Origin of the sequence: Mesorhizobium sp. WSM3866, assembly GCF_002294795.1 — a bacterium.
In the GTDB taxonomy this organism is placed as follows: domain Bacteria; phylum Pseudomonadota; class Alphaproteobacteria; order Rhizobiales; family Rhizobiaceae; genus Mesorhizobium.
This window is the reverse complement of the sequence record NZ_NSGC01000012.1, coordinates 112372-138744: the sequence shown is the minus strand read 5'-3', so window position 1 is coordinate 138744 and position 26373 is coordinate 112372. Positions and strand designations below refer to the sequence as shown.

31 protein-coding genes and 1 tRNA gene are annotated in these 26373 nt (G+C 63.1%); 18 read left to right on the top strand and 14 right to left on the bottom strand.

Going from position 1 to position 26373, the window contains the following annotated elements; all coding sequences use genetic code 11:
- Positions 1–18 precede the first annotated feature (18 nt).
- The 3 genes from CK222_RS24875 to CK222_RS24865 all read right to left on the bottom strand — a co-directional run bounded on the left by CK222_RS24875 (position 19) and on the right by CK222_RS24865 (position 2099).
- A complete protein-coding gene (locus CK222_RS24875; protein ID WP_095802236.1) occupies positions 19–786 on the bottom strand; it encodes an alpha/beta hydrolase in 768 nt (255 codons plus the stop codon).
- 15 nt (positions 787–801) lie between these two features.
- Positions 802–1314 (bottom strand): DUF192 domain-containing protein, encoded by a 513-nt coding sequence (locus tag CK222_RS24870; protein WP_095802235.1) that lies wholly within the window; start codon positions 1312–1314, stop codon positions 802–804.
- 191 nt (positions 1315–1505) lie between these two features.
- The gene (locus tag CK222_RS24865) at positions 1506–2099 is read right to left on the bottom strand and encodes a cold-shock protein (protein ID WP_066998870.1); all 594 of its coding nucleotides are present in this window, start codon (positions 2097–2099) and stop codon (positions 1506–1508) included.
- Between the two features lie 259 nt (positions 2100–2358).
- Between CK222_RS24865 and gloA the strand changes: the two genes are divergently transcribed.
- Both gloA and CK222_RS24855 read left to right on the top strand, forming a co-directional pair.
- Positions 2359–2799, top strand: coding sequence for a lactoylglutathione lyase (gene gloA, locus CK222_RS24860; protein ID WP_066998873.1), 441 nt, complete (start codon positions 2359–2361; stop codon positions 2797–2799).
- Positions 2800–2923: 124 nt separating this feature from the next.
- Positions 2924–3211 (top strand): DUF2218 domain-containing protein, encoded by a 288-nt coding sequence (locus CK222_RS24855; protein WP_095802263.1) that lies wholly within the window; start codon positions 2924–2926, stop codon positions 3209–3211.
- A gap of 12 nt (positions 3212–3223) precedes the next feature.
- Here the strand turns inward: CK222_RS24855 and CK222_RS24850 are convergent, their stop codons facing one another.
- Positions 3224–3796 carry a DUF1697 domain-containing protein gene (locus CK222_RS24850; protein ID WP_095802234.1) on the bottom strand — a complete coding sequence of 191 codons (573 nt, stop codon included), beginning with the start codon at positions 3794–3796 and terminating at the stop codon, positions 3224–3226.
- On the bottom strand, positions 3793–5049 hold the full coding sequence (ilvA, locus tag CK222_RS24845; RefSeq protein ID WP_095802233.1) for a threonine ammonia-lyase IlvA: 1257 nt from the start codon (positions 5047–5049) through the stop codon (positions 3793–3795). The genes CK222_RS24850 and ilvA overlap by 4 nt, the downstream gene beginning before the upstream one ends.
- A gap of 215 nt (positions 5050–5264) precedes the next feature.
- On the opposite strand from ilvA, the gene CK222_RS24840 reads away from it, so the two are divergent.
- A complete protein-coding gene (locus CK222_RS24840; protein ID WP_164747326.1) occupies positions 5265–6374 on the top strand; it encodes an alpha/beta hydrolase in 1110 nt (369 codons plus the stop codon).
- A 106-nt stretch (positions 6375–6480) separates the two neighbouring features.
- Positions 6481–7644: an alpha/beta hydrolase gene (locus CK222_RS24835; protein WP_095802232.1), complete on the top strand. Its 1164-nt coding sequence runs from the start codon at positions 6481–6483 to the stop codon at positions 7642–7644.
- Positions 7645–7699: 55 nt separating this feature from the next.
- On the opposite strand, the gene ade is transcribed toward CK222_RS24835, so the two are convergent.
- Complete coding sequence (ade, locus tag CK222_RS24830; RefSeq protein ID WP_095802231.1) at positions 7700–9511, bottom strand: adenine deaminase; 1812 nt, start codon at positions 9509–9511, stop codon at positions 7700–7702.
- A 162-nt stretch (positions 9512–9673) separates the two neighbouring features.
- Here ade and CK222_RS24825 point away from each other — a divergent pair, with 162 nt between their 5' ends.
- From CK222_RS24825 to CK222_RS24810, 4 genes are all read left to right on the top strand, one after another.
- Positions 9674–9886, top strand: coding sequence for a hypothetical protein (locus CK222_RS24825; RefSeq protein WP_095802230.1), 213 nt, complete (start codon positions 9674–9676; stop codon positions 9884–9886).
- A 90-nt stretch (positions 9887–9976) separates the two neighbouring features.
- Positions 9977–10645, top strand: a complete 669-nt coding sequence (locus CK222_RS24820) for an outer membrane protein (RefSeq protein ID WP_095802229.1) — start codon at positions 9977–9979, stop codon at positions 10643–10645.
- A gap of 278 nt (positions 10646–10923) precedes the next feature.
- Positions 10924–11175 (top strand): hypothetical protein, encoded by a 252-nt coding sequence (locus CK222_RS32505; RefSeq protein ID WP_095802228.1) that lies wholly within the window; start codon positions 10924–10926, stop codon positions 11173–11175.
- Positions 11176–11336: 161 nt separating this feature from the next.
- A tRNA-Leu gene (locus tag CK222_RS24810) sits at positions 11337–11422 on the top strand.
- A 32-nt stretch (positions 11423–11454) separates the two neighbouring features.
- On the opposite strand, the gene CK222_RS24805 is transcribed toward CK222_RS24810, so the two are convergent.
- Positions 11455–12033, bottom strand: coding sequence for an NUDIX domain-containing protein (locus CK222_RS24805; RefSeq protein WP_095802227.1), 579 nt, complete (start codon positions 12031–12033; stop codon positions 11455–11457).
- Positions 12034–12186: 153 nt separating this feature from the next.
- Here CK222_RS24805 and CK222_RS24800 point away from each other — a divergent pair, with 153 nt between their 5' ends.
- The 3 genes from CK222_RS24800 to CK222_RS24790 all read left to right on the top strand — a co-directional run bounded on the left by CK222_RS24800 (position 12187) and on the right by CK222_RS24790 (position 13931).
- A complete protein-coding gene (locus tag CK222_RS24800; protein WP_095802226.1) occupies positions 12187–13290 on the top strand; it encodes an NADH:flavin oxidoreductase/NADH oxidase in 1104 nt (367 codons plus the stop codon).
- Positions 13291–13380: 90 nt separating this feature from the next.
- The gene (locus CK222_RS24795) at positions 13381–13659 is read left to right on the top strand and encodes a DUF982 domain-containing protein (RefSeq protein WP_066998903.1); all 279 of its coding nucleotides are present in this window, start codon (positions 13381–13383) and stop codon (positions 13657–13659) included.
- Between the two features lie 32 nt (positions 13660–13691).
- On the top strand, positions 13692–13931 hold the full coding sequence (locus CK222_RS24790) for a DUF2188 domain-containing protein (RefSeq protein ID WP_067328195.1): 240 nt from the start codon (positions 13692–13694) through the stop codon (positions 13929–13931).
- A 70-nt stretch (positions 13932–14001) separates the two neighbouring features.
- Here CK222_RS24790 and CK222_RS24785 read toward each other — a convergent pair whose 3' ends face one another.
- The gene (locus tag CK222_RS24785) at positions 14002–14283 is read right to left on the bottom strand and encodes a hypothetical protein (RefSeq protein WP_095802225.1); all 282 of its coding nucleotides are present in this window, start codon (positions 14281–14283) and stop codon (positions 14002–14004) included.
- Between the two features lie 193 nt (positions 14284–14476).
- Positions 14477–15445 carry an alpha/beta fold hydrolase gene (locus CK222_RS24780; RefSeq protein WP_095802224.1) on the bottom strand — a complete coding sequence of 323 codons (969 nt, stop codon included), beginning with the start codon at positions 15443–15445 and terminating at the stop codon, positions 14477–14479.
- A gap of 127 nt (positions 15446–15572) precedes the next feature.
- Between CK222_RS24780 and CK222_RS24775 the strand changes: the two genes are divergently transcribed.
- The 5 genes from CK222_RS24775 to CK222_RS24755 all read left to right on the top strand — a co-directional run bounded on the left by CK222_RS24775 (position 15573) and on the right by CK222_RS24755 (position 19097).
- Positions 15573–16313, top strand: coding sequence for a competence/damage-inducible protein A (locus CK222_RS24775; RefSeq protein ID WP_095802223.1), 741 nt, complete (start codon positions 15573–15575; stop codon positions 16311–16313).
- 103 nt (positions 16314–16416) lie between these two features.
- Positions 16417–17250, top strand: coding sequence for a universal stress protein (locus CK222_RS24770; RefSeq protein ID WP_095802222.1), 834 nt, complete (start codon positions 16417–16419; stop codon positions 17248–17250).
- A 210-nt stretch (positions 17251–17460) separates the two neighbouring features.
- Positions 17461–17961, top strand: a complete 501-nt coding sequence (gene gpt, locus CK222_RS24765; RefSeq protein ID WP_066998919.1) for a xanthine phosphoribosyltransferase — start codon at positions 17461–17463, stop codon at positions 17959–17961.
- A gap of 220 nt (positions 17962–18181) precedes the next feature.
- Positions 18182–18670 (top strand): NUDIX hydrolase, encoded by a 489-nt coding sequence (locus CK222_RS24760; RefSeq protein WP_095802221.1) that lies wholly within the window; start codon positions 18182–18184, stop codon positions 18668–18670.
- Between the two features lie 115 nt (positions 18671–18785).
- Complete coding sequence (locus CK222_RS24755) at positions 18786–19097, top strand: PilZ domain-containing protein (RefSeq protein WP_095802220.1); 312 nt, start codon at positions 18786–18788, stop codon at positions 19095–19097.
- Positions 19098–19148: 51 nt separating this feature from the next.
- On the opposite strand, the gene CK222_RS24750 is transcribed toward CK222_RS24755, so the two are convergent.
- The 3 genes from CK222_RS24750 to CK222_RS24740 all read right to left on the bottom strand — a co-directional run bounded on the left by CK222_RS24750 (position 19149) and on the right by CK222_RS24740 (position 23866).
- Complete coding sequence (locus CK222_RS24750) at positions 19149–20954, bottom strand: ABC transporter ATP-binding protein (protein ID WP_095802219.1); 1806 nt, start codon at positions 20952–20954, stop codon at positions 19149–19151.
- Between the two features lie 408 nt (positions 20955–21362).
- Positions 21363–23042, bottom strand: a complete 1680-nt coding sequence (locus CK222_RS24745) for an NAD+ synthase (protein WP_095802218.1) — start codon at positions 23040–23042, stop codon at positions 21363–21365.
- A gap of 104 nt (positions 23043–23146) precedes the next feature.
- Complete coding sequence (locus CK222_RS24740; RefSeq protein WP_067328175.1) at positions 23147–23866, bottom strand: DNA-3-methyladenine glycosylase I; 720 nt, start codon at positions 23864–23866, stop codon at positions 23147–23149.
- Positions 23867–24119: 253 nt separating this feature from the next.
- Between CK222_RS24740 and CK222_RS24735 the strand changes: the two genes are divergently transcribed.
- A complete protein-coding gene (locus tag CK222_RS24735; RefSeq protein ID WP_095802217.1) occupies positions 24120–24680 on the top strand; it encodes a DUF1003 domain-containing protein in 561 nt (186 codons plus the stop codon).
- The gene (locus CK222_RS24730; protein ID WP_067328172.1) at positions 24680–25288 is read left to right on the top strand and encodes a DedA family protein; all 609 of its coding nucleotides are present in this window, start codon (positions 24680–24682) and stop codon (positions 25286–25288) included. Before CK222_RS24735 ends, CK222_RS24730 begins: the two co-directional genes overlap by 1 nt.
- Before the next feature lie 23 nt (positions 25289–25311).
- On the opposite strand, the gene CK222_RS24725 is transcribed toward CK222_RS24730, so the two are convergent.
- Together CK222_RS24725 and CK222_RS24720 are read right to left on the bottom strand one after the other, a co-directional pair.
- Positions 25312–25671: a diacylglycerol kinase gene (locus tag CK222_RS24725; RefSeq protein ID WP_095802216.1), complete on the bottom strand. Its 360-nt coding sequence runs from the start codon at positions 25669–25671 to the stop codon at positions 25312–25314.
- 77 nt (positions 25672–25748) lie between these two features.
- A complete protein-coding gene (locus CK222_RS24720) occupies positions 25749–26168 on the bottom strand; it encodes a GFA family protein (protein ID WP_095779305.1) in 420 nt (139 codons plus the stop codon).
- Positions 26169–26373 lie beyond the last annotated feature (205 nt).

The window sequence follows — 26373 nt, the reverse complement described above, 5'->3', positions numbered from 1 at the left end:
CGCAGCGGACGGTATGGGTCAGAGCGGATTTTCGGCGTAGAACTCCAGCACGCGCTGCTTGAAGCTCTTGTCGCCGACGGCAAGCATGTGGTCGCGGCCCTCGATGCGAAAAGCCTCTGCGTCGGGCATCAGCGCGGCAAGCTCGTCGGGCGAGCCGGCGATGTCGTCCTTGGTCCCGACGGCAATCAGGGTCGGCTGGGCGATCCGCGCGACATCGTTCTCGCTCATTGACGCGCGTGAGCCGACGATGCAGACGGCCAGCGCCCGGCGGTCGCTGCGCGTCTGGTCGGCGAAGGCGCGAAACGAGCGGCCGCGCGCATGGCTGATCGTACCGGCATCCTCGGCCAGAAGCGCATCGGCGATTGGATCCCAGTCGCCGACGCCGTCGACAAGACCGATGCCGAGGCCGCCGAACACCAGCGTCGCCACCTTGTCAGGATTGGACAACGCCATGAAGGCGGATACCCGCGCGCCCATCGAATAGCCCATGACATGGGCGTGCTCGATGCCGAGGTGATCGAACAGCGCGGCCCCGTCCGAGGCCATCTTGGCCGGCGTGTAGTCGGCCTCCTGGTAGCTCTTCGTCGAAGAACCGTGGCCGCGATTGTCGAGGGCGATGGCGCGGTACCCCGCGTCGTTCAGCGTCTTGAACCAGCCCGGCGAGACCCAATTGACGTAGTGGCTGGAGGCGAAGCCGTGGATCATCAGCACCGGATCGCCCTGACCGGACGCCGGCGGGCGGTCGAGGTAAGCGAGTTCGAAGCCGTCGTGGGAAAAATATTGCATCTGGCGCAGCCGCGGTCAGTTGGAGCCGGCGCCCGAGGCCTTATCGATCGCCGGGTGACGCAGGAGATCGCCGTCCTTGAGACCGTCCTTGGCGGCCGTTCCCGCCTTCAGCTCAAGCACGAAGCTTACCGGCTGTCCGGGCGAGATGATCGCCTCCGACTCCGGTTCGCCACGCTTGATGGCCTTGATCCTGCCGTCCTGGCCGACAAAGACCAAATCGAGCGGCATCGGTGTATTCTTCATCCAGAAATTCACCTCAGCGGGCCTCTCGAACACGAATAGCATGCCGTGATCGTCGGCCATGTCCTTACGAAACATCAGCCCGGCCTCGCGTTCTTCCGAGGTGTCGGCGATCTCGATGGAGAAGGAATGCTCGCCGGAGCCGGTGATCGCGACGAGCGGCGTCGGATCGGCAGGCAGCATCATCGCCTGACCGTCCGCCGAACTCGGTCTCAAGGCGCTGAAAATGGCGGCCAGAGCGATGGCGGCGCAAAGCGCGCCTGCGGTCAGCCAGTTGCGATGAGCCATGTGATACCTCGTCCAGGCCCTGTCCTAGACCATGATCCGAGCGAGTGGAACTGGTTTTTGGACAGGAACGGCCTTGCACCGGGCAGGGCATCCCGATCGTATCGAGAGAGCCCGATGCATGTCGCCCAAAACTGCCAAGCGGTTTTGGCGAACCTGCATCAAGCAAAAAATAAAGTGCGTCGGGCCGCGCTTTAATGCGAGACCGGCAAGGTGCCCATATCGGGGTGTATTTCGGCGGCCATAAGGCCTTTGTCGCCGCGTCCGAAGCGAACCAGTACGACCTGGCCGGGCCTCAGCTCGGTGATGCCGTAGCGGCGCAGCGTCTCCATATGGACGAAGATGTCCTCGGTGCCCTCGCCCCGGGTCAGGAAGCCGAAGCCCTTGGTGCGGTTGAACCACTTCACCAGCGCCCGCTCGAGCCCGCTCTCGGCAGTCACGGTGACATGCGTGCGCTGCTCCTGCTCGGCCGGATGCACCGCTGTCGAGGCGTCCATGGAAAGAACCCGGAACGCCTGCAGGCCACGCTCGCCCTGCTTGACCAGACAGACGACGCGCGCGCCTTCCAGCGCGGTCTGAAAACCGTCTCTTCGAAGACATGTCACATGGAGGAGAATATCACCCGAGACGCCGTCGTCCGGAAGAATGAAGCCGTAGCCCTTGGCCACGTCGAACCATTTGATAGCGCCGGCGATTTCGACAAGCCCGGCGGAGTCGCCGCCACTGTCTCGCGTCAAGGCGTCGTCAAGGCTTCCGTCCCGCCTCGTAAAAGAGGCTTTTTCCCCCATAAGAACGCCCCCTTTTCCAACTGCAACCGCTAGTGATTCTTGCCATCAGATTAACACTGCGGCTTCCGGGGTGTGCAAGACCTGACGTGCCTTTTTTCACCGTTGAGCACCGGAAAGCCTCAATTGTTGTTTACCGGCGCGGCCTGAAGCGCAAAGGGGCGGCTGAAATCGATCACCTTATCGGTTTTGTCGGACGATTGCCCTTTGGCGGAGCGGCTCCTATGGTGCGCCGCAAACGTAACGCCGCGAGGAATCCGATATGCGCTATCTTCACACAATGGTCCGCGTCGCCGACATCGATCAATCGCTCGATTTCTACTGCAACAAGCTCGGCCTCAAGGAAGTGCGTCGCTACGAGAACGAGCAGGGACGCTACACGCTGATCTTCCTCGCCGCGCCCGATGACGAGCAAAGCGGCATTGCCGAGAAGGCGCCGCTGGTCGAACTGACCTACAATTGGGATCCGGAGGAGTACAAAGGCGGCCGCAACTTCGGCCACCTCGCCTATGAGGTCGACGACATCTACGCCACCTGCCAGAAGCTGATGGACAATGGCGTGACCATCAACCGGCCGCCGCGCGACGGCAACATGGCCTTCATCCGCTCGCCGGACGGCATCTCCATCGAGCTGCTGCAGAAAGGCCCGGCCAAGGCAAAGGCGGAGCCATGGGCCTCGATGTCGAATACGGGAAGCTGGTAGGCGCCTGCCCCTCCCGGGGATTTGACCGGCCGGGCTATGGCGTTTTGCCGGATCGCGCCTATCTAAGCGCTTGTGGCGCCAGCCAGATCAGGCTGGCGCTTTTCTTGATCGCCGGGAGAATTTCATGCCGACCAGCCGCGCCGACGTCGCCACTGAAAACGCCAGCCGCTATCTGCAGCAGCTCTGCAAGCACTGGGCGCACAAGTTCCCGGTCGAATTCGACCCGCATCACGGCGCCATCCAGCTCTCGCTCGGCCGCACCGTGATGGATGCAGACGACAAGGCTCTCCACATCGCGGTCGCCGCTGACGACGCCGCCTCGCTCGAGCGGCTGGAAACCGTGGTCGCCGACCACATCAGGCGCTTCGCCTTCCGCGAGGAGCTGACTTTCGATTGGCAGAAGGCTGCCTGAAAGTATTGAGCGTCAGCCGGCGGCCTTGCTGGCCATTTCGAGCAGCGCAAGCACGCTGCGCCAGTTGCGCGCCGTGCCCGGCACCTTGAGCGTTCGCCCAATAAGATTGGCAAACACCGATTTGCCAAGCCCTTCCGGCGCATGCAGGTAAAGCACGTCGCCTTTGATCTCGAAGCGCGCCGGGCCGGCACACTTTTCCGCCAGCCGCTTCGCCTCTTCCGCGGTCGGCTCTCGCTCCAGCGCATAGGCATGCAGCTTGGTCGGCTCGCCGGCAACCTCCGGATAGGGATTGTCCTTCACCAGGCGCTCGAACCAGCCGGCATTGCGCACCATGATGCGGGAACTGAACTCCCATTTCTTCTCGAAGGCCGCTTCGAGTGCTTTGGTCAGCGCCGCAGCGTCGTTGTTGTTGGCACGAAACACGACGTTGCCGCTTTGCACGTAGGTCGATACGTCGGTGAAGCCGAGGTCTTCGAAGAACGACCTCAGCTCCGCCATCTTGACGATGCGGTTGCCACCGACATTGATGCCGGAAAACAGGGCTACGAACACCGTTCCTTTTTCGCCCGTTTTTGCCCCGCTCATATGATGAACCCCGCGAGCGTCTCGTTGTCGGTGATGTCCTGATACTGCACGCCCTCGGCGTCGAAATTGGCCTTGAGCAGATCGAAATTGCGCCGGTCCTTGGTCTCGATGCCGATCAGCACCGAGCCGAAATTGCGCGCCGACTTCTTGAGATACTCGAAGCGCGTGATGTCGTCGTCCGGGCCCAGCATTTCGAGGAAATCGCGCAATGCGCCCGGCCGCTGCGGGAAGCGGATGATGAAATACTTCTTCAGCCCCTCGAAACGCAGCGCCCGTTCCTTAACGTCCGGCAGTCGCTCGAAATCGAAATTGCCGCCCGAGACGATCGCGACGATAGTCTTGCCCCTCATCTCCTTGCGCGAAAAATCCTTGAGCGCGTCGATCGCCAATGCGCCGGCTGGCTCCAGCACCACGCCCTCGACATTGAGCATCTCGATCATCGTCGCGCAGAGCCGGTTTTCCGGGACAAGGCGCACCGCGTCGACGGTGAATTCCTTGAGATGGCGCAGCGGCTCGCGGCCGATTTCAGCCACCGCCGCGCCATCAACGAAGTTGTCGACCTTGGCGAGCCTGACCCGCTTGCCACCGGCGAGACTCTCGCTAAGGCTAGGCGCGCCCGCCGGCTCGCAGAACACGAACCGCAATTCTCGCTGCTGGTCAGCGAAATAGTGGGTGACGCCGGCAGCCAAGCCGCCTCCGCCCACTGGCAGCATGACGATGTCGGGCATGCGCCCGCCCGGCATCTGGGCTGCGATCTCATAGGCGACGGTCGCCTGCCCCTCGATGATGTCCTTGTGGTCGAAGGGCGGCACCATATGCGCGCCGGCAGCTTCGGTGAATTCGAAGGCGGCGCGATAGCAATCGTCGAAGAAGTCGCCGACCAGCCTGATCTCGACGAAATCGCCGCCGAAAAGCCGCGTCTTGTCGATCTTCTGCTGCGGCGTCGTCACGGGCATGAACACCACGCCCTTTTTGCCGAAATGGCGGCAGACGAAGGCAAAGCCCTGCGCGTGGTTGCCCGCCGAGGCGCAGACGAACAGCTCGGCATTGTTGCCGGCGGCGAGCGCCTTGCGGAAGAAGTTGAAGGCGCCCCTGATCTTGTAGGAGCGGACCGGCGTCAGGTCCTCGCGCTTCAGGAGGACGCGGGCGCCGGTCTTTTTCGACAGATAGTCGTTCTCCTGCAGCGGCGTTTCCGGAAAGATCCCGCGGATCGCCTCCGCGGCGCCTGCGACGCGGGAAGAAAAACTGTTCATGAGGCAACCGGCTCCGAGACCATGTGGTTCGCAGCCCAAGCCTATTGCATAGTTTGGTTTTCGCGGCCACCGATGCAGCCGCTCGCCGGCCTGCTGCCGCCACTTTGGTTTTCGCGCAACAGTGCCAAGGCGGTTGGCACCCGCCGATCAAATTTCCGCTGGACACGACTTACTTCCGCCGCACTTCCCCTGTCCGGGAGATTTCGCGGAGGCAGATGGCCAATTGCGGCCGGAATGGAAGTTTCGACGTGCATTTGAAGACGATTTGCATCATTGCCCTGGCCTTGCTGGTTGTAGGCTGCGCGGGACGACCGTCACAGGAAATCCTGGGCAGCGTCGTGGTGCCGACGACGGCGACCGAGATCGCCGGCAACCATTCGATCTTCATCGCCACCACCCGCAAGCGCTCAGACGACCCGAACAAGGTTTTCGACGGCGAGCGCTCGGCGACGCTCAATTACGCCCGCGTCAACGTCACCGTCCCGCCGGTTCATGAGACCGGTCAGATCGAGCGTCGCTCGCGCGGGACGTCGAACGATCCGACCAAATATTTCATGGCTTCCGAGGTCGTCGGCTACGACACGCAGCCGAAATTCTCCAGCGCGCTCAATGCCGACATCGACGCCCGCGGCGGCCGCGTCATGGTCTTCGTCCACGGCTACAACACCGGCTTCGACGATGCCGTCTACCGTCTGACCCAGATCGTCCATGATTCCGGCTATCCCGGCACGCCGGTGCTTTTTTCATGGGCTTCGGGCGCCAAGACCACCGACTATGTCTATGACAAGGAAAGTGCCGCCGCCGCCCGCGACCAGTTGGAAGTGACGCTGAGAATGCTGGCGCAGACCGGTGCGCGCCGCATCGACATCGTCGCCCATTCGATGGGGACGTGGGTGACGATGGAAACACTGCGACAGCTCGCCATCACCGGTGACCGCGACCTCGGCGGCAAGCTCGGCGATGTTCTCCTGGCCTCGCCCGACATCGACGTTGATGTCTTCAAGAGCCAGATGCGCCGCTACGGCAAGCCCGACAAGCCGTTCATCCTGCTCCTGTCGGACGACGACCGCGCTCTCCGGCTCTCCGGCCTGATTGCCGGTGCACGGCCGCGCGTCGGCGACTACAGAGACGCGGCCGACCTCGCCTCCTACGGCGTCACGGTGGTCGACCTCTCCAAGGTGAAGGGCAACGACAGCTTCAACCACACCAAATTCGCCGACAACCCGATGCTGGTGAAGATGATCGGCCAGCGGCTGCGCCAGGACGACGGCTTTGCCAGCGACCGCGACGTCACCGACCGGATCAGCCAGCTCGCCACTCAATAACCGTGTTCACGCGGTTGCCGCCCTGCACGGACTTTGAACTGGACCAGACCGCTCGCTGGCTTTATCGAAGGAGCCCGAGAGGTTTGCCGCCCTTGGGGGATCCCGGGTGATCGTGCGTTGGAAGATCGTCCTTGGCCTTGCCATCACGCTCGCCCTGACGGGCTGCGCCGGGCAGAACGCGCATGACCTGCTCAATCGGAAGGCCGTTACCGCGCCTGCATCGGACATTGCCGCCAAGCACGAGATCTTCGTCGCCACGACCCGGCAGCAGGCGACCAAGGACCCGCGGCAGGTTTTCGACGGCGACCGTTCGCTGACCACCAGCTACGCCCGCGTCGATGTCACGGTTCCAAAGATCCACCAGGTTGGCGCGATCGAGCGAGCCAAGGGTTCGGCCGACAGCATTCCGGCCAGGCAGTTCACCGCAACCGATGTCGTCCACTATGGGAACGCCTCGCAATTCGCCAAGGCGGTCGGCACCGATATTGCCATACGCGGCGACCGCGCCCTGGTCTTCGTGCACGGCTTCAACAACGGCTTCGACGATGGCGTTTACCGCCTGACGCAGATCGCGCACGACACGAATTATCCGGGCACACCGGTGCTGTTCTCGTGGGCGTCGAGCGGCAAGACGACCGGCTACATTTATGACAAGGACAGCTCCACCGCCGCGCGCGACGACCTGGAAGCGACACTGAGGATGCTTGCCAAGTCCCGCGCCAAAAGCATTGACATCATTGCCCATTCGATGGGGACCTGGCTGACGATGGAAGCTTTGCGCCAGCTCGCCATCACCGGCGACCGCGATCTCAACGGCAAGCTCGGCTACGTCATCCTCGCCTCGCCTGACATCGACGTCGATGTCTTCAAGAAGCAGATGATCCGCTACGGCAAGCCCGACAAGCCTTTCGCCATCCTTCTCTCGGGCGACGACCGGGCGCTCAAGCTGTCCAGCTTCATTTCCGGCGAAAAGCCGCGCGTCGGCGATTACGACAACGCGGCAGATCTCGCCAACTACGGCGTGACGGTGGTCGATCTGACCCGAACCAAGGGCGGAGACCGGTTGAACCATGCCAAATTCGCCGACAATCCGATCCTGGTGCAGTTGCTCGGCAATCGGCTGCGCACGCCTGCCGGTCTTGCCTCCGACGAGCCGGATCCAACGCAGCTCAACAATATCGGTCAGGGTCTCGGCAAGGCGGTCGGCTCGGTCGCCGAGGTGGTCATCACCACGCCGTTCAGGGTGCTGACGATCGCCACTGGCGGCTGAGCACCGGTTAGGGCGTGTCGAGGTTCGGGTCAGGCTGACCTCACCCGAACATCGACTAGACGAACAGATCGACCTTCTGGAACGACGTCACGTCGACAAGGCCGACATCGGAAATCCTGAGTTCCGGGATGACGACCAGCGCCAGCAGCGAATGCTGCATGTAGGCGTTGTTGAGCGAACAGCCGACCTTGCGCATCGCTTCCGTCAACTGCTCGGCTTTGGCCGCGACGATCTCGGCGCGCTCGTCCGACATCAGCCCTGCGATTGGCATTTCCACCAGCGCCAGTTCCTTACCCTTGGAGTAGAGCACGACGCCGCCGCCGACCTCGCTCAGCCGGTTGACGGCTAAAGCCATGTCCTCCTTGTTGGTTCCGACGGCGATTATGTGGTGCGCATCATGCGCCACGCTCGAGGCCATCGCGCAGTCTTCCACATAGCCGAAGCCCGACACGAAGGCGTTGGTGACGCCGCCCGTGCCCCTGTGGCGTTCGACCAGGGCGATCTGGCAAATGTCGTTGCGGCGATCCATGGCGACCAGCCCGTCCTCGACGGGCAGGTCGGCCTCGAACGCTCTGGTCGGCGCCTGGTTCTCGATCACGCCGATCACCCGCGCCCGCACCTCGTTGGCACCCTGTGGCGCGGCGATGTCAAAGTCAGACGCCTTGAGCCTTTTGCCGAGCTTGACCGTGTTTTTCGCCGTCCCGGGATAATCATAGACCGGAATGTCGATCTCGAGCTTGCCGGCTTTCGCCAGCCTGACGCCGCGGCCATACACCTCGTCTATCGTCATTTGGGCAAGATTGGAGACGATCAAAAGATCCGCCAGCCGCCCCGGCGCGATCGAACCGACCTCGCGTTCCAGCCTGAAATGCTGGGCGGTGTTGAGCGTCGCCATCTGGATCGCCGTCACCGGCTTCAGGCCCTGGCTGATGGCGTGCCGCACCACACGATCCATATGGCCTTCGTGCACCAGCGTGCCGGAATGGCTGTCGTCGGTGCACAGGATGAAGTTGCGCGGGTCGATGCCGCCTTCGGTGACCGCCTTGATCTGCGCAGCGACGTCGTACCAGGCGGACCCCAGCCTAAGCATCGCCTTCATGCCCTGGCGCACGCGTGCGATCGCATCCTCGGCGCGCGTGCCCTCGTGGTCATCTTCGGCGCCGCCGGCGACATAGCCGTGGAACGGCAACCCGAGATCGCGCGAGGCATAGTGGCCACCGACGGTTTTGCCGGCCTTCACCGTCTCGGCGATCTCGCCCGACATCACCGGATCGTTGGCGGCGACTCCCGGGAAATTCATCACTTCGCCAAGGCCGATGATATTCTCCCAGGTCATCGCCTCGGCGACGTCTGCGACCGTAAGCTCCGCGCCGGCATGCTCCAGGCCGGGCGCCGAAGGCACGCAGGACGGCATTTGCACATGGACGTTGATCGGCATCGCGACCGCCTCGTCATGCATCAGCCGAACGCCCGGCAGGCCCAGAACGTTGGCGATCTCGTGCGGATCGATGAACATCGAGGTGGTGCCGTGCGGGATCACCGCGCGGCAGAATTCCGTCACCGTGACCATGCCGCTTTCGACATGCATGTGCGCATCGCAGAGGCCGGGCACCAGATAGCGGCCACCCGCATCGACCACCTTGGTCCCCTGCCCGATCGTGTGGCCGGCATTCGGCCCGCAATAGGCGAAGCGTCCGGCGACGACGGCGATGTCGGTGCCCGGAATGATCTCGCCCGAATGGACATTCACCCAGCGTCCGTTGCGGATCACGAGATCGGCAGCCCGGCGCCCCATCGCGACGTCGACCAGTTGCGTCGCCACTTCGGTCCAGGGCTTGGGTTTCGTCGGATTGGTGCGGCTCGCCATGAAGAAACTCCTGTTTGCCCGACTGTGCCAAGCTGGCGCGGTTTTGACCAGTTGGCAAAACTGCTTTGTTTTTAAGGCAGGACCGGTTCCCGACAGATCTCTCCTGCGGCAGGGCGAAATCTCGCCTAGACTGGATCTCCGGCTATTTGGGTTGCAGAAGAGATGGCAAAAACGATCCGGTTCGCAATTTTCATGCTGTCGGCATGTAGCGCCGGCCTGGCCTTCTTCACCTTGCATTCATTCTGGGCATGGGCCGCGCCGATCGCCATCTTCATCGCCGGTTCGTTACTAGCCGAATATGCTTTCACGCGGCTGGCCACTCCCGAGGAGAAACAGCGCGACCTGGAGGATCGCGTGCGCAACCCGCCGAAGTAAACCACTGTTGCAGGAATACAATTCCGTTTTCGGGCGAATAACGCTAGGTTGCACCGAGAAGTTTTCGAAACCGCCATTTCGGAGCGCTCGATGGGTCGCCTGACACTTGCCAGTGCCGGCTTTTTCGCCTTGCTGTCCGGGCCGGCCTTGGCCGCGGACGCGATCGCCGACCTGCCCATGACTGCGCCGGGCTTCGATTGGACAGGCTACTATGCCGGCCTGCAGGCCGGCTATGGCTGGGGCTCATCTGACATCTCCGGCACGGAAGGCGAGCCGTTCGCCGCTTCTCCCGATGTCGACGGCGGCTTCGTCGGCGGCCATGTCGCCGGCCTCTGGCAGTTCAATCAGGCGGTGATCGGCGCGCGCGCTGAGCTCAATTATGCCTTGATCGACGGTTCGGCCTTGCTCGACCCTGGCAATGCCGTCGGCACCGAGGTCAAATGGCTGGGATCGATCAATGCCGAAGCCGGCTTGGCGGTCGATCGCTGGTTGATCTATGGCGTCGGGGGCGTCGCCTTCGCCGGTATCGAGACCTCGCAAGATGTCGGCGGCAGCGGCTTCGCCAGGACACGCACCGGCATCGGCTGGACGATCGGTGCCGGGGTCGACTATGCCCTGAGCAGCAACATCGTCGTCGGCGCCCAGTACCGTTACTACGATTTCGGCAAAGAGCATTTCGACATCCCGGACGACTTCTCCGATCGTGATCAGGACCTGAAGCTCCATACCCTAGGCGTAAACTTCAGCTACAAATTCTGATTTGCGGAGCAGCACGAAACGAAGGTGGCCGGCGCGCCGCGGGATCAAAACAGAGTCGACTTACCGGGTCATTTTTGATGTCCGCCCTATAAGCAGCTCTCGAAGCGGCCGGCGCCGACTTCATTCCCGAGAACGGCGGCGGTGCCGGGGTGAGAACTGCGGAAGCCATGAAGCGGATAGCTGCTCCCCTTGGCAAGCCAGCTTGCGTGCGCCTCCTTTGCCTTTCACGGCCAATCCCTCTAAAATGTGCGGCCAAGAAGAAAGAGGGGGGAAGGCTTATGACTGAGCCTGACGCTGCGCACGAAGCAATCGTCGATACGTGGCGTAGTTTTGGCGCCTCTGATTATGAGTACTTTGAGAAATACGAAAACCCTGAGTTGGTGGCTTGGTTTTGGGCACCGGCGAGCCGCTTTCGCAAAGCTTTTGAGCGATATTTGAACTTGGATGATGTGCTCGAAATAGCCAGCGGTGCCGGACGTCATTCGGCGCAGATCGTCGGCGACGCTCTCACCGTCGTGGAGAAGGGTTAACAGCGCGCCCTGCGCTGGTCTTCTGCGGCCCGGAAGGCGAGCCATAGCCGGTCCAGTTGCGATGAGAACCGATGCGGAAGAGCAATATTCGGTGGCAATACGGTGCCATCCCGCCCACAAGGCTGGACTCGTGTCGGCCCAAGTGCTTGAAATCGCGGCGCGCGGACGTGGCGGAATTGGTAGACGCAAGGGACTTAAAATCCCTCGATCTCTGATCGTACGGGTTCGATTCCCGTCGTCCGCACCACCCTTCGCTCCTCGCTTCGGGTGGCAGGCCACTCAACCCTTGATCGGATTGAGCTTCAGGTGCTGGATCAAAATGATGGTCTTGGCGTCGACGATACGGCCGTCGGCGATGCCGGCCAGCGCCTCGTCGAGCGGCATTTCCAGCACCTCGATGTCTTCGCCCTCTTCCGGAGCTCCGCCGCCGTCGGAAATACGGTCGGCCGGCGAATAGCGCGCGGTAAAGAACCAGAGCCGTTCCGTCACGCTCCCGGGGCTCATATAGGGCGCGAACAGCCGCTCAACGTTCTTCAAATGATAGCCGAGCTCCTCTTCCGCTTCCTTGCGGATGCAGGTTTCCGGATCGTTTTCGTCGAGCAGACCGGCACAGGCCTCGATCAGCGGCTCGCGATGACCGGTGACATAGGCCGGATAGCGGAACTGCCGCACCAGCAGCACCGTCGAGCGCTGCGGATCGAAAGGCAGGATCACCGCGCCGTCGCCGCGATCGTAGGTTTGGCGGATCTGCGTCTCCCAGCGCCCATCACGGCGGCGATAGTCGAGCACCGTCTTCTTGAGCACCGCCCAATCGTCGGACAGGACTTCTTCAGACTGGATGCGGACGCGATCTTCCATGATTGGCTCCGTGCTGTCGGCAAGCGTTATCGGCGAACAGGCGCGGGCGCAATCCTGGAAAGCGACTGGTCCAGCGAGACTTTCACCAGCTGTTGTCTGGCGCGAAGTGCCGCGGCTGCCTAGATAGCGATATCTCTCCCAGGAGCCGTTTCCATGACACCATCGCTTTTCCAGCCGATCACCCTCGGCGGCCTGACCTTTCCAAACCGTATTGCGGTAGCGCCGATGTGCCAGTATTCGGCCGAGGACGGTTCCGCCAGCGACTGGCATCTGCACCACTGGATGAACCTGGCCATGTCCGGCGCCGGCATGGTGACCGTCGAGATGACCGACATCGAGCGGCGCGGCCGCATCTCGCATGGCTGCCTTGGCCTCTACTCCGACGACAACGAGGCGGCGGCCAAGCGCACGCTCGATGCGGCCAGGCGCGTCGCTGCGCCCGGCACCAAATTCGGCGTCCAGCTCGCCCATGCCGGCCGCAAGGCATCCAACAGAAGGCCTTGGGAAGGCGGCGGGCCCCTGCAACTGGGCGAGGATCCCTGGCAGACCGTTTCGGCTTCGGCCATCGCCTATGACACCGGGTGGAATATACCGCACGCACTGGACGAGGAAGAGATCCGGCACGTCATCCAACATTTTGCCGATGCGGCCAAGCGGGCCGAGCGCGCCGGCTTCGACTTCATCGAGCTGCACGCCGCTCACGGCTATCTGATCTTCCAGTTCCTGTCGCCGCTTTCCAACCAGCGCACCGACCGCTGGGGTGGCCCGCTGGAAAACCGCATGCGCTTCGCCGTCGAGATCGCCAGAGCGGTCAAGAAGGCCGCGCCGGGCCTGATGCTGGGAGCGCGCCTTTCGGTGAAGGAATGGGTCGACGGCGGCTTCGAGATCGAAGAGGCGATCGAAGTGGCCAAGGCGCTGAAGGCGGAAGGCGTCGCCTATCTGTGCTGTTCCAGCGGCGGCAATTCGCCGTTGCAGAAGCTGCCCAGCGGCCCCGGCTACCAGGTGCATCTGGCCGAAGCTGTGCGCAAGGGCGCCGGCATTCCGACGCGTGCCGTCGGCCTGATCGACGATCCGCAGCAGGCCGAGGCGATCGTGGCCGACGGCCGCGCCGACATGGTGGCTCTGGCGCGCGCCTTCCTTGCCGATCCGCGCTGGGGCTGGCGCGCGGCGGCGACGTTCGGCGAGGAAATCCGTCCGGCGCCGCAGCTGGAGCGCTCGGTCACGACGATGCAACACTGGATGAAAGCGGCGGGCTGAACGGCTTGCACAGGTGACGATTGGCTGAGACCTTTGGGCGCAGCCTTCCGCCACCATTGCAACCAAATTGGCCGTTTTACGTTGGCGGCCATGACAGACAGCAAGCCATTTGAGAAGCCGGTGGTGGTCGAACTCGGCCATGTCGGCAAATATCGCCAAATAAGCAGCACCCGCGAAGCGGCCGAGTGCCTGATGACCGTATGGCCGCTCAATCGCGGCCAGCGGCATCGTGATGCTCTCGATACTTGCCTGAAAGCGCTGGAGGGGTATCGCTCGACGGCGGACGCGCGCCGCGCGCTGATCGAGGCAGCCGAGGAATCTGAAGTGCTGGTTCCCGAAGAAAGGCTGTCCGACGGAAAGCTGCATTGAGCAGGCAAAGGGCTTCTCGACCGGAGGATTCCATGGCGAAACTGACCTACAAGATCGTCGAGCATGACGGCGGCTGGGCCTACATGGTCGGCTCGACTTTTTCAGAAACATTTCCCACCCGCCAGGACGCGCTGCGCGCGGCTGAAATTGCTTCGGCCGAGCAGCAGGTCGCCGGCACCACGGATGGCATCCAGTATGAGGATTCCGAGGGTGTCTGGCATGACGAACTGGCCGATGGCCGCGACCGGCCGCAGACCGAAGTCTCAGATTAATTTCCGTCGCTCGACCTTGCTGCGACCGACGCTGTAAAAGCTTCACGTCGGTCGCTCGCTGGCGAACGGACTACTTGCCGCAATACTGGTCGTTGACGTTCGGGCCGGCATTCGCGTCGGGGCCGGCCGTATCCGAGGCGCATGGGCCGACGGCACCGTTGCCGAAGCTGTTTAGCGCGCTGGCGTCGCGATCGGAGTAAATGCTGCCCGTGGTGTAGGGATCAACCGGCACTTGCTTGCTATGGACCGGGCGATCACGATGCCACCACCACCAAGCGTCCGACGATTGTGCCATAGCCGAGGTGCCCATGGCCAGAACGAGCGCCGAGGCTGCAAAAATCTTCGTAAGCATGATTGGTCTCCATCTGGTGATTTGCCGCATTCTTGCTGGCCGGAAATTCGCCAGCCCGACACGGATTAGAACCGAGGGTTGGAGCCGAAGTTCCCGTTTAAAGTGTAGGTGAGGCAGAATGTCCGACACTTTTGTGTGACGGTTCGTGAACGGACGCGATCCCCTCTCGGCCTTTGACCCGAACGGGATCAATTCACGCTGGGAATGCGCGCGCGGCGATGCGCTCGATAAAGGCCACGACGCGTTCCGGTTCCACGAATTGCGCCATGTGCCCGAGCCCTTGGACGCGTTCGAAATCGAGCTCCCTGATCCTGCCCGGCATCGGTTCGCCATGAGCAGCGATGCCGATCACCCGGTCATCCGCGCCGAACAGAATGCCGGCCGGCATCAGGATCTCGCCATAGCGCTGTTCGAGGCGGCCGAGATCCTCTTCCACCGCCACGATATCGGTGGAGGTCGCCTGAAAATGGGCGGGCCGCAACCCGAGCCAACCACCTCCGGCGATCATGTAGTCCCTCGGCACGGCTTGCGGCGCAAAGATGAACTTCATCGTCGGCTCCGCATATTTCAGGCTGTACGGTATCGCTAAAGTATGGGCCAAGATCCAGCGCTTCAGGCGCGAGGGAACATAGAGCAGGTCGAATTTCTGGCGCACCCTCGCCTCCAGATGCGTCAGCGGCGCGATGAGCGCGATGCCGGAAATCGCCGTCGGATGCTCGATCGCAAGTGCAAGCGCGATGGCGCCGCCCAGCGAATGACCGACGATCAAAGGCCGTTCGAGCCCAAGCTCCTCGATGAAGCGCCGCACCACTTCCGCCTGTTCGGGCAGACGGCCGCTCGCCCCGCCCGCCCGCACCGAGTATCCCGAGCCCGGCCGGTCGAGAGCGATCAGCCGGTAGCCGGCGCCGAAGCGGCCGAACAGCGTGTGCCGGAAATGGTGGAGTTGCGCGCCGAGCCCGTGCAGGAACACGATCGGCCTGCCCTCGCCTGCTTCGACATAGTGGATGCGGCTGCCGCCGATCTCGATGAACTTGCCGCACGCCGGTACCAGCCTCTCGGCCTTGGTCGCAATCCACCAGGTTGCGAGCATGAAGCCGAGCACGACCGCGGCGGCCGCAACGAGCAGGCCACCGATCAGCCACGGCAAAATCGATATCAGCATCTTGCACCCGAGCCCTACCGACGCACCTTACTCGCAACCGTGTCTGCCACAAGAGTCCCGCCTCGCGTGCGCATTGCGGCCGGCTATCCGCCGCGTTATTTCAGGCCACCTGCAGCCGGAGTGAGCCATGCCCGAAATCGTCACAGCCGCCATGCTCGTCATCGGCGACGAGATCCTCTCCGGCAGGACCAAGGACAAGAATATCGGCCATCTCGCCGATATCATGACCGCGATCGGCATCGACCTGAAGGAAGTGCGCATCGTTCCCGACGAGGAGGACGAGATTGTCGCCGCCGCCAACGCGCTGCGCGCCCGCTACACTTATGTCTTCACCACCGGCGGCATCGGCCCCACGCATGACGACATCACCGCCGATTCGATAGCCAAGGCCTTCGGCGTGTCTTGCGAATACGATGCTAGGGCTTACGCCATGTTGGAGGCAAGCTATGCCGAGCGCGGTATCGAATTCACCGAGGCGCGCAAGCGCATGGCGCGCATGCCGCGCGGCGCCGACCACATCGATAATCCGGTGTCGATCGCGCCAGGCTTCCGTATCGGCAACGTTCACGTGATGGCCGGTGTGCCGTCGATCTTCCAGGCGATGCTCGACAATGTCGTGCCGACGCTGAAGACCGGCACCAGGATGCTGTCGGCCACCGTGCACTGCCCCTTCGGCGAAGGCCTGATCGGCGGACCGCTCGCCGACATCCAGAAGGCGCATCCCGACACCATTATCGGCTCCTACCCGAAATATGGCGACGGCAAATTCTGGACCGAGCTCGTGGTACGTGCCCGCGACGAAGCGGCTCTCGAGGCCGCGCGCCAGGACGTTGCGGCCATGGTGGCGGGCCTGTCGGCTGCGAGCTGACCCCGGAACCAGAAGGCGCGCGCCGACGTTTCTGGCACGGCACTTTCGTTGCGGCTATTGATGCCGGTGGCGATCTTGCGCCGATAAATTTGAGGGATCTGCCATGCGCTTCAAGACGATCGTCGCCATTCTGCAGAACGAACAGGACGCCGAGCGCGTGCTCGATTGCGCCATCCCGCTTGCCGAGCGGTTCGAAAGCCACCTCGTCGGCATCCACGCCGAAGCGCTTCCGGTCCCCTATACGTCGGCAACCGGTTTCCCCGACACCGAATTCCTGCAAGTCTCGGCCGAGATGAACAAGGAGCGCGCCGACAAGCTGCAGGCTGTCTTTCTCAGGCGCGTCGAGGATTCCGACCTGTCCTTCGAGTGGCGGAGCCTCGAAAGCTTCTCCGGCGACAGCGCGCTGACCGGCATTTCGAGCGTGCGGGCGGCTGACCTGATTATCGCCGCGCAGCGCGACACCGGGGGCGATCCGGGCGCCGATGTCGATACGCTGGTCTACGATGCCGGCCGGCCGGTGCTTGTCGTTCCGCATGCCGGGCCGCTCGTCACCACCTTCAGGCGTGTGCTGCTAGCGTGGAACGGCAGTAAGGAGGCGGCTCGTGCAGCATTCGATGCCCTGCCCTTCATCAGCGAGGCGGACAAGACCGACATTCTCGTCATCGATCCGCCGGAAACGCTCGACGAGGCTCCCGAGGCGGCGGGCGCCGAGATCGCGGCTGCCTTGTCACGCCACGGCGCCAATGTCAGCGTTTCCGTGCAGAAATCGGGGGCAAGCTCGGTCGACGACATCATCCAGGAGAGGATCGCCGAATCCGGCGCCGATCTGCTGGTGCTCGGCGCCTACAGCCACTCATGGCTGCGACAGCTCCTGTTCGGCGGCGTCACCCGCACCGTGCTGCGCACGGCAAACGTGGCAGCCTTCCTGTCGAGATAAGCCTGTCTCCGCGAAGTGGGAATCGGGTTCGGGGGACAAGGACATGTACCAAATAGGAACTTGCACCGCGTCGCCTGAACAGCGCGACGCGGTATAAGTACACAGCCATCCCTGGCGGCCACCTTGCCAAGGCCGGCGCTTTCCGGCTAATTCCGGCTGCATTCCATCGTATCTGCGCGCTGCGGCGCGCGCTTGCGGAGTGCACGAACCATGTCCCTTCCCGAAAAAGCCTTTCCGGTCTCCTGGGACCAGTTCCACCGCGATGCCCGCGCGCTCGCCTGGCGGCTTTCCGGCACCAACAAAGGCCAGTGGAAGGCGATCGTCTGCATCACCCGAGGAGGCCTGGTGCCCGCCGCGATCATTTCGCGCGAGCTTGGCATCCGCGTCATCGAAACGGTCTGCGTCGCCTCCTATCACGACTACACCAGCCAGGGTCAGTTGCAGGTGCTGAAGGAGATCTCGCCTTCGCTTCTTGCCGATGACGGCGCGGGGGTGCTCATCATCGACGACCTCACCGATACCGGCAAGACGGCCGGTATCGTGCGCGCCATGATGCCGAAGGCGCATTTCGCCACCGTCTATGCCAAGCCGAAGGGCAGGCCTCTGGTCGATACATTCGTCACCGAGGTCAGCCAGGACACTTGGATCTACTTCCCGTGGGACATGGGTTTCACCTATCAGAAGCCGATTGCCGACGATCACGCCGGCTGATCGTTGGAAGCTGCTGTTTCCGTCCAGCGCCCGCCCAAATCACTGTTTGCTGCATAGAGAAGGCTCTCGGGGAGAAGGCTCTCGGCGGCGATGATTTCGCAATGGCCTGCCCTGTCCGGGTTAAGCAAACCGAGTGAAGTTTTTTACTTTTATCGTCCACAATACGTCGTAAGATTCGTTTGATGGCAAATGATTCTAGAGGCTCGGGGCAGCTTCTACGATGTTGACGAGGCCAACGACGCACAACCAGATGGCCGAAAGAGTCCGACGACTCTTCGGCTCAGTGCCTTGCCGCCTGCAGGTTGCAGCCCTGCCTTGGCGTGAGAACGAAAACGGCGTCGAGATCATGCTGATCACCAGCCGCGATACCGGGCGCTGGGTGCTGCCGAAAGGCTGGCCGAAAGCCAGGGAGCCGCTTTGCGTAGCTGCCGCCCGCGAAGCGGGCGAGGAAGCGGGTTTGCACGGCACGGTCTCGCATCTCGAAGCCGGCCGCTATTTCTACGGCAAGGTCCTGGCATCCGGCGAGGAAGTGCCTTGCGAGGTCCTGGTGTTCCCGCTCAAGGTCGACCGGGTCGCGGACCGCTGGAAGGAAAAGCGCGCCCGCACCCGCAAATGGGTCGGCTCCGCCGAGGCCGCCCGCATGGTCAACGAGCCCGATCTTTGCCAGATCATTGCCTATTTCTGCGCCGATCCGCGAAAATTCGCCTGAGTCATCGCTCACATAACGCATATGTGACCCGACGAGCATGCCGCGCGTTGCGGTGCGCGAACATCGGTGCTTTGTGTGGTTAATGCAGTGCCGATTCGGCTAATGGCGTCGATCGATGACGAACTCCGCGCAACCACTTGAAGAAGACTCCGGCGAACACCGGCGCGAGCACCGCCAGCGCGTGCTCAAGGGCGGGACGATCATCACCGGTATCCAGAATTCCGAGGTCAGTTGCACGTTGCGCAATCAGAATGCCGGTGGCGCCGAGCTGAAAGTCGCACCGGAATCACGCGTTCCCGATCGTTTCCTGCTCTACGTCCCGCTCGATGGCGTGGCGTATCGCGCGGAAGTCCGCTGGCGCCGCAACGACCGCGTGGGCGTCAAGTTCACCGGTACCGAGGCCAAGCCCAAGTTGCACTACGGCTAACGGTCGGCCCGCAAGGCGGGAAGGCACCCGGCCGAAGCCGGATGCCTTTCCTCAGGCGACCAGGCCTTTGGTGAGTTCGAGCGCCTGGCGCTCGAACAGCCGGCGGTAGATACCGCCGTTCAGCCGGATAAGCTCGTCGTGCGAGCCTTCCTCGATGATGCGGCCGCGGTCGAAAACCAGCAGCCGGTCGAGTGCCCGCACGGTCGAAAGCCGGTGCGCGATGACCAATGTCGTGCGCCCGACCATCAGCCGCTCCATCGCCTTCTGGATGAGCACCTCCGATTCGGAATCCAGGCTCGATGTCGCCTCGTCCAGGATCAGGATACGCGCATCGGCCAGGAAGGCGCGCGCGATCGCCACGCGCTGGCGCTCGCCGCCCGACAGTTTCACGCCGCGCTCGCCGACCAGGGTTCCGTAACCCTTGGGCAGATCGGCAATGAAGTCGTGCGCGCTGGCGAGCTTCGCGGCATGCTCGATCTCGGCCTGCGTTGCGCCCGGCCTGGCATAGGCGATGTTCTCGGCCAGCGACCGGTGAAACAGGATCGGCTCCTGCTGCACGATGGCGATCTGGCTGCGCAACGATGATTGCGCAACCTTCGAGATGTCCTGGCCGTCGATCAGGATCCGGCCCCCGTTCACGTCATAGAGGCGCTGGATCAGCTTGACGAAAGTCGTCTTGCCCGATCCCGAATGCCCGACCAGCCCGACGCGTTCACCCGCGGCGATCTCGACCGAGAAGTCGCGATAGAGCGGCAGCCGGTGATTGCCGTAATGGAACGTCACCTTCTCGAACGCAATGCTGCCGTCGGTGATCCGGATCGGAGCGGCACCGGGCCGGTCCTCGATGCCGAGCGGTTCGGACTGGAAGTCGACCAATTCCTCCATGTCGTTGATCGAGCGCTGCAGGTTGCGGATATGCGTGCCGATATCGCGCAGATAGCCCTGCAGGACAAAGAACGACGTCAAAACAAAAGCGATGTCGCCGGCACTCGCCTCGCCCCACGCCCAAAGCATGAGCGCAAGGCCGATCACGGCCGCCCTCATCAAGAGCAGCATCGTGCCTTGCGCGGTGCCGTTGAACGTGCCGCGCACCCAGGTACGGCCCGTGCGCAGACGCCATTTGGCGACCACGCGGGCAAGCCGCGCTTCCTCGCGCGCCTCGGCGCCAAAACCCTTGACCACGGCATTGCAGCTCACCGCGTCGGCCAGCGCGCCGCCGAGGCGTGTATCCCAGCTGTTGGCGAGGCGTGCCGCCGGCGCGACGTAGCCAAGCGACAGCATGGCGGTGACGGCGATGAACAGCACCGAGCCGATCGCGACCACCAACCCCATCATCGGCCAGAACCAGCCGAGCAGCAGCGTCGAGCCGACCAGCATGACGAACGACGGCAGCAGCGCGATCAGGATCGTGTCGTTCAGCAGGTCGAGCGCCCACATGCCACGCGTTATCTTGCGCACCGTCGAGCCGGCGAAGCTGTTGGCGTGCCAGTCCGTCGAGAAGCGCTGGACGCGGTGGAACGCGTCGGCGGCGATGTCCGACATCATCTTCAACGTCAGTTCGACAATCCCCATGAAGGCGGCGTTGCGCAGCACCACAGCCGCCAACGCCAGCGCCATCAGGATGGAGAACGCCGTCATTGCGGCATGCCACGCAACCTCGTCGGCGCCGGCGCTGCTGGCGACCGCGTCGACCAGCCGGCCGGAATAGAGCGGCGTCAGCACGTCGGCCAGCGTCGAGAGCAGGAATGCGCCCATGATGAGCGACAGGCGCCACGGCTGGCGGCGCCAGTGGCCAAGCGTGAAGCCGAGCACGCTGCGAAAGGCGCTGGCGCGCAGATCTATTCTGAAACGAGCCATGATGTCATCCGGGCGCAGAGAGGCCCGGTCCCGCTAAAATCAAATTGGAAAACCCGCGCCGGCGCCCTATGGCGCCCTTAGAACGGGGAGGTTCAGTATGGCTGGTCGCGCGCCCTCGGTGGCGACCGGCAGAGCCAGATGCCTGCCTGCGGATGGCCTTCCGAACGGAGTTCGGACGGCCGGTGCAGATCTAGGCTTCGCGGCCTCGCATAACGATGTCAAATCCTGCCATACGGTCCTCCCGAAAGGGAATCGCGGAAGCGCTCTTATAGAGGCGGCTCACCATCTCGCCAAGGCAGGGCGGCGCCAGGAGGGCGTCTTGTCCGGCCACTGAGACGATTTTGCAACAATGGTGGGTTGCGCTGCCAACAGCGCCGGTTCAGGCGAACAGCTTTGCGTTTCAGCGGACTAGCTGCGATCCCGGAACCGATTGGTGATCGGGTAGCGGCGGTCGCGGCCGAAATTCTTCTTCGTGATCTTCACGCCTGGGGCCGCCTGCCGGCGCTTGTACTCAGCAATGTAGAGCAGATGCTCGACGCGCGTCACCGTCGCCCGGTCGTGGCCGCGCGCGACGATGTCGTCAACGCCCATCTCGTGCTCGACCAGGCATTCGAGAATGTCGTCCAGCACCGGGTAAGGCGGCAGCGAATCCTGGTCGGTCTGGTTTTCGCGCAGCTCCGCCGACGGCGCCTTATCGATGATGTTCTTCGGAATGACCTCGCCCGATGGGCCGAGCGCCCCCGGCGGCACATGCGCGTTGCGCCAGCGCGCCAGCGCATAGACCTGCATCTTGTAGAGGTCCTTGATCGGGTTGAAGCCGCCATTCATGTCGCCATAGAGAGTGGCGTAGCCGACCGACATCTCACTCTTGTTGCCGGTGGTGACGACCATCGAACCGAACTTGTTCGAGATCGCCATCAGGATCGTGCCGCGCGCACGGCTCTGCAGGTTTTCCTCGGTGATACCTTCCTGAGTGCCCTCGAAGAGCTGGGTCAGCGCATGCCGGAAACCTTCGACCGGCTCGGAGATCGGCACGATGTCGTAACGGCAGCCGAGCGCGCGGGCGCAATCCTCGGCGTCCTTCAGCGAGTCCTTCGAGGTATAGCGATAGGGCATCATGACGGTGCGCAGCCGCTCCTCGCCAAGCGCGTCGACCGCCAGTGCAGCGCAGATCGCGGAGTCGATGCCGCCGGAGAGGCCGAGCACCACGTTCTTGAAGCCGTTCTTGTTCACGTAGTCGCGCAGGCCCAGCATGCAGGCCCGGTAGTCGGCCTCCTCCCGCTCCGGAATCTTCGACATTGGGCCTTCGGAACAGACCCAGATGCCATCCCTTCGCTTCCAGGTGGTGACGTCGACCGCTTCCTCGAACTGGCTCATCTGGAAGGCAAGCTTCTTGTCCGCGCCGATGGCGAAGGAGGCGCCGTCGAAGATGAGTTCGTCCTGGCCACCAAGCTGATTGGCGTAGATCATCGGCAATCCGCATTCGATGACCTGACGGATCACCACCTGGTGGCGGACGTCGATCTTGGCGCGGTAGTAGGGCGAGCCGTTCGGCACAAGCAGGATCTCGGCGCCGCTCTCGGCCAGCGTCTCGCAGACGGCGATGTCGCCCCAGATGTCCTCGCAGATCGGGACACCGATGCGCACCCCGCGGAAATTCACCGGCCCTTGCAGCTCCGGCCCGGCCTGGAAAACGCGCTTCTCGTCGAACTCGCCATAGTTCGGCAGGTCGAGCTTGTAGCGCTCGGCGATGATCTTGCCGCGATCGGCGAAGACGATGGAGTTATGCGTGCCGGTCCGGCGCTTCAGCGGCGTGCCGATGATGACGCCAGGACCGCCATCGGCGGTGTCGGCGGCGAAATCCTGCGCCGCCTTTTCGCAAGCCTTCAGGAAGGCCGGCTTCAGCACCAGGTCTTCCGGCGGATAGCCGGCGAGGAAGAGCTCCGTGTAGAGCACCAGATCGGCGCCCTGGCGGGTCGCATCCGCCCTTGCCTCGCGCGCCTTGGCGAGATTGCCGGCGACATCGCCGACGGTCGGGTTGAGCTGGGCGACGGCAATGCGCAGTAGGTCGGGAGCGGTCTGGGTCATGAATTGGATTTAGCGTGGCGGCAATCGCCGGGCAATGGCGATTGCTTGTGCCACCCAGGACTGGCCGGCGAATGCCGGTCATGTCCCGCCTCAGCCGGAGGCGATCAGGCCTGCTCGCCCATGTATTCGCGCAGCGTCTCCGGCGAATGGTTCTCGCCGATCGACATCGCCAGAATGCGCGAGATGTGCCGGCGCGGCAGCCCGGTCGCGGCGGACCATCGGTTGATCTGCGCCTGGATCTTGTCGAGATCCCGCTTCGAAGTCGGGCTTTCGGCGATGTCGAGACCGGCGTCGCGCAGCGCCGCCGCCATGTCGGCGGAAACAATGAAGGTGTCCCACTCCAGCCAGCGCAGAAAATACTGGCCGGTGTTGCCGCCGAGCCGGCTGCCATGCTTGCCGAGATAGGCGGTCAGCCCGACCTGGTCGTCGGCCGGCCAGTCGGCCAGGAACTTGCCGAAGCCGCCATGTTCCTTCGAGACGCGGTCGACGAAAGCCGCGTTGTCGCGCACGGATTTGATCTTTTGCGGGTTGCGCACGATGCGCTTGTCGGACGCCAGCTCGTGCCAGAAGTCGTCCGGCTGGAACAGGAGCCGCTTGGGCTCGAAGCCAAGGAACGCCTCCTCGAAACCAGGCCATTTCTGCTCGATCACACGCCAGACGAAACCGGCGGCAAAGATGCGCTCGGCCATCGTGGAGAGGATGCGGTCATCATGAACTTTCGCCACGGCAGCGTTGTCGGGCATAGGTCCGAGCAGCGACGCCAGCGCCTCTTCACCGCCCTTGCGTTTTGCCGCCCGGGCACGAATTCGCTGGAAATCGGCCATTTCCGCCCTCGCCTGTGCCGACCAATCTATCACTTCCCGTCAGGCTCGGTAGCCTCTACCTCTATACGCAATTCCAGGAAAAGTGCGAAGCGGTTTTCCGTCCGGAATTGCGTGAGATAAGTGAGAATTCCAGGAAAAGTGCGCAGCGGTTTTCCGTCCGGAATTGAGTGAGCTAAGTAAGCAATCTCAGGAAAAAGTGCGCAGCGGTTTCCATCCGGATTCTTGGAACCCGGGCCTGACGACGGAGAGGACGATGAACAAGACGGTCGAGGATCTGTCGAACCGCTGGCTGAAGCGAAAGCCGGACGGTCTCTCTCCTCTCGAGAGCCGCGTGCTTAAGTCGACGCTGGAACGCACCACCATCACCAGGGACACCAACAAGGCAGTCGCCTTTCATCAGAGCTATGGCGATCGCGTTGCCGACACGATCGCCCGTATCGGCGGCTCATGGTCCTTCATTCTGGGCTTCATCGCCTTTCTGGTGCTGTGGACCTTTGGCAATGTCTGGCTCTTGTCGCGGAACGCCTTCGATCCCTATCCCTTCATCTTCCTCAACCTCGTGCTCTCGATGGTCGCCGCCTTGCAAGCACCGGTGATCATGATGTCGCAGAACCGCCAGACCGAGCGTGACCGCATCGACGCCGCCCATGACTATGAGGTCAACCTGAAGGCCGAGATCGAGATCATGGCGCTGCATGAGAAGCTCGACGAACTGCGCCACAGTGAGCTCATCGGCATGCGCGACGAGATCCTGCGCATGGCCGAGCAGATCAGGCGGATCGACGACAAGCTGTCGGCGCGGTCGGCGGGCTGATGACCGAGGCCATCCATCGTCTCATCGAGCAATACGGGCTGATCGCGGTCTTCCTTGGCTGCGTCGCCGAGGGCGAAAGCGCTGCCATCCTCGGCGGCTTCTTCGCCCATCAGCACATATTCGTGCTCTGGCAGGCTTTCCTGGCCGCGTTTCTCGGCGCCTTCGCCGGCGACACGGCTTTCTTCACCCTCGGCCGCAGCTTTGCCGATCATCCCTATGTCGTCAGGCTGCGCAGGCGGCCGGGTTTTCGCCGCGCCTACCGGCTGCTCAACACCCATCCCAACATCTTCGTGCTGACGAACCGCTACATCTACGGAATGCGGCTTGTCGGCGGCATCGCCGCCGGGCTGTCGACCGTGTCGGTGCCGCGCTTCGTCATCCTGAACGCCATCTCGTCGGCAGTCTGGGCAGCCCTCTTCGGCACGGTCGGCTATGTCTTCGGGCTGGGGGCGGAGCGCATGGTCGGCCAGGCATTTGCCCGCCATGAGCGCGTGCTCGTAGCCCTCGCCGTCGGCATCGCTGTGGCCGTCCTGGCCGGACTGGTTGCCCGCCATTTTGCCGGAAGGGAGCGCGCAAAGGACGCAAAAGAGGATCAGGCCGAATCCTAAGCTGTCGGACCGATGCCTCCCGGTCAGATCGGCGCGCCGATGATGCGCTCGATGATGGCAATGCCCCAGACGCCCCCCGCGATCACGATCGAAATCAGCACCGCCAGCGAGCCGCAATCCTTGGCGAGCTGGATGTCGATGTGGAACTCGCGGGAGATCGCGTCGCACGCCGCCTCGATGCCTGTGTTGAGCACCTCGACCAGGATCATCAGCAGAACCGCGCCGATCAGCAAGGCGTAGCCGCGCCAGGATACCGAGATGAACCAGCCGGCCGGCAGAGCGAGCACAAGCAGCATCAACTCCTGCTGGAACGCCTTTTCGTGAGCAGCCAGCTTGCGGAAAGCCCGCGCCGAATTGATGAAAGCGTCGATCAGCCGCTGCATGCCCAGCCCCGTTTCGAATCACCGTGAGGGGATATCGCAACAGCCGGATCAAGGGAATAAGGCAGGCGGCCCAAAAGTCACTCGACCGCGACCTTTATCGACGGCGTCGACTTGTCGAACTGCGGCAGGCCGTCGTCGATTGCATAATAGTCGCCCTTGTCGCCGACGAAGATGTGGCTTTCGGCCGAAAGCCCGGTCGGCTTGTCGAACGAGCCGGCCATGATGGAGATCGTGTCGAGCTCGTTGTGCTTCCAGAACAGCACCGAGCCGCAGCTGCGGCAAAAACCGCGTTTCGCTATGTCGGACGCGCCGTACCAAGCAAGCGCGTCGGCCCCCTCGATGTCGATGTCGGCGTCCCTCGAAGAAGTCGCTGCAACGAAATGGCCTGTTTGCTTGCGGCACTGCGAGCAGTGGCAATAGACCACCCCGCGCAACGCTCCTCTCGTCGTGAAGCGCACCGCTCCGCACAGGCACGATCCCGTGTGATTTTCGCCCATCCCCGGCCTCCTTCAACGCCATACGCCTCGATCGCGCCACACAAGATTCCAGTTTTGCGCTCTTCCGGCGCAGGCAAATGCGACACCGAAGCGGCGCGTTTCAAAAGCTGCGCCTGCACTGCAGTGCAACCTGAAGCAGCAAAAACGGTCTGGAAACGCCCGCCATTAAGGAAACTTTAGCGCAGCTGCATTTATGGTTCCTGCA

Bases quoted from the DNA above. Each gene is read 5' to 3' on its own strand.
- CK222_RS24875 (WP_095802236.1), bottom strand. From the start codon at position 786: ATGCAATATTTTTCCCACGACGGCTTCGAACTCGCTTACCTCGACCGC.
- CK222_RS24870 (WP_095802235.1), bottom strand. From the start codon at position 1,314: ATGGCTCATCGCAACTGGCTGACCGCAGGCGCGCTTTGCGCCGCCATC.
- CK222_RS24865 (WP_066998870.1), bottom strand. From the start codon at position 2,099: ATGGGGGAAAAAGCCTCTTTTACGAGGCGGGACGGAAGCCTTGACGAC.
- gloA (WP_066998873.1), top strand. From the start codon at position 2,359: ATGCGCTATCTTCACACAATGGTCCGCGTCGCCGACATCGATCAATCG.
- CK222_RS24855 (WP_095802263.1), top strand. From the start codon at position 2,924: ATGCCGACCAGCCGCGCCGACGTCGCCACTGAAAACGCCAGCCGCTAT.
- CK222_RS24850 (WP_095802234.1), bottom strand. From the start codon at position 3,796: ATGAGCGGGGCAAAAACGGGCGAAAAAGGAACGGTGTTCGTAGCCCTG.
- ilvA (WP_095802233.1), bottom strand. From the start codon at position 5,049: ATGAACAGTTTTTCTTCCCGCGTCGCAGGCGCCGCGGAGGCGATCCGC.
- CK222_RS24840 (WP_164747326.1), top strand. From the start codon at position 5,265: ATGGCCAATTGCGGCCGGAATGGAAGTTTCGACGTGCATTTGAAGACG.
- ade (WP_095802231.1), bottom strand. From the start codon at position 9,511: ATGGCGAGCCGCACCAATCCGACGAAACCCAAGCCCTGGACCGAAGTG.
- CK222_RS24825 (WP_095802230.1), top strand. From the start codon at position 9,674: ATGGCAAAAACGATCCGGTTCGCAATTTTCATGCTGTCGGCATGTAGC.
- CK222_RS24820 (WP_095802229.1), top strand. From the start codon at position 9,977: ATGGGTCGCCTGACACTTGCCAGTGCCGGCTTTTTCGCCTTGCTGTCC.
- CK222_RS32505 (WP_095802228.1), top strand. From the start codon at position 10,924: ATGACTGAGCCTGACGCTGCGCACGAAGCAATCGTCGATACGTGGCGT.
- CK222_RS24805 (WP_095802227.1), bottom strand. From the start codon at position 12,033: ATGGAAGATCGCGTCCGCATCCAGTCTGAAGAAGTCCTGTCCGACGAT.
- CK222_RS24800 (WP_095802226.1), top strand. From the start codon at position 12,187: ATGACACCATCGCTTTTCCAGCCGATCACCCTCGGCGGCCTGACCTTT.
- CK222_RS24795 (WP_066998903.1), top strand. From the start codon at position 13,381: ATGACAGACAGCAAGCCATTTGAGAAGCCGGTGGTGGTCGAACTCGGC.
- CK222_RS24790 (WP_067328195.1), top strand. From the start codon at position 13,692: ATGGCGAAACTGACCTACAAGATCGTCGAGCATGACGGCGGCTGGGCC.
- CK222_RS24785 (WP_095802225.1), bottom strand. From the start codon at position 14,283: ATGCTTACGAAGATTTTTGCAGCCTCGGCGCTCGTTCTGGCCATGGGC.
- CK222_RS24780 (WP_095802224.1), bottom strand. From the start codon at position 15,445: ATGCTGATATCGATTTTGCCGTGGCTGATCGGTGGCCTGCTCGTTGCG.
- CK222_RS24775 (WP_095802223.1), top strand. From the start codon at position 15,573: ATGCCCGAAATCGTCACAGCCGCCATGCTCGTCATCGGCGACGAGATC.
- CK222_RS24770 (WP_095802222.1), top strand. From the start codon at position 16,417: ATGCGCTTCAAGACGATCGTCGCCATTCTGCAGAACGAACAGGACGCC.
- gpt (WP_066998919.1), top strand. From the start codon at position 17,461: ATGTCCCTTCCCGAAAAAGCCTTTCCGGTCTCCTGGGACCAGTTCCAC.
- CK222_RS24760 (WP_095802221.1), top strand. From the start codon at position 18,182: ATGTTGACGAGGCCAACGACGCACAACCAGATGGCCGAAAGAGTCCGA.
- CK222_RS24755 (WP_095802220.1), top strand. From the start codon at position 18,786: ATGACGAACTCCGCGCAACCACTTGAAGAAGACTCCGGCGAACACCGG.
- CK222_RS24750 (WP_095802219.1), bottom strand. From the start codon at position 20,954: ATGGCTCGTTTCAGAATAGATCTGCGCGCCAGCGCCTTTCGCAGCGTG.
- CK222_RS24745 (WP_095802218.1), bottom strand. From the start codon at position 23,042: ATGACCCAGACCGCTCCCGACCTACTGCGCATTGCCGTCGCCCAGCTC.
- CK222_RS24740 (WP_067328175.1), bottom strand. From the start codon at position 23,866: ATGGCCGATTTCCAGCGAATTCGTGCCCGGGCGGCAAAACGCAAGGGC.
- CK222_RS24735 (WP_095802217.1), top strand. From the start codon at position 24,120: ATGAACAAGACGGTCGAGGATCTGTCGAACCGCTGGCTGAAGCGAAAG.
- CK222_RS24730 (WP_067328172.1), top strand. From the start codon at position 24,680: ATGACCGAGGCCATCCATCGTCTCATCGAGCAATACGGGCTGATCGCG.
- CK222_RS24725 (WP_095802216.1), bottom strand. From the start codon at position 25,671: ATGCAGCGGCTGATCGACGCTTTCATCAATTCGGCGCGGGCTTTCCGC.
- CK222_RS24720 (WP_095779305.1), bottom strand. From the start codon at position 26,168: ATGGGCGAAAATCACACGGGATCGTGCCTGTGCGGAGCGGTGCGCTTC.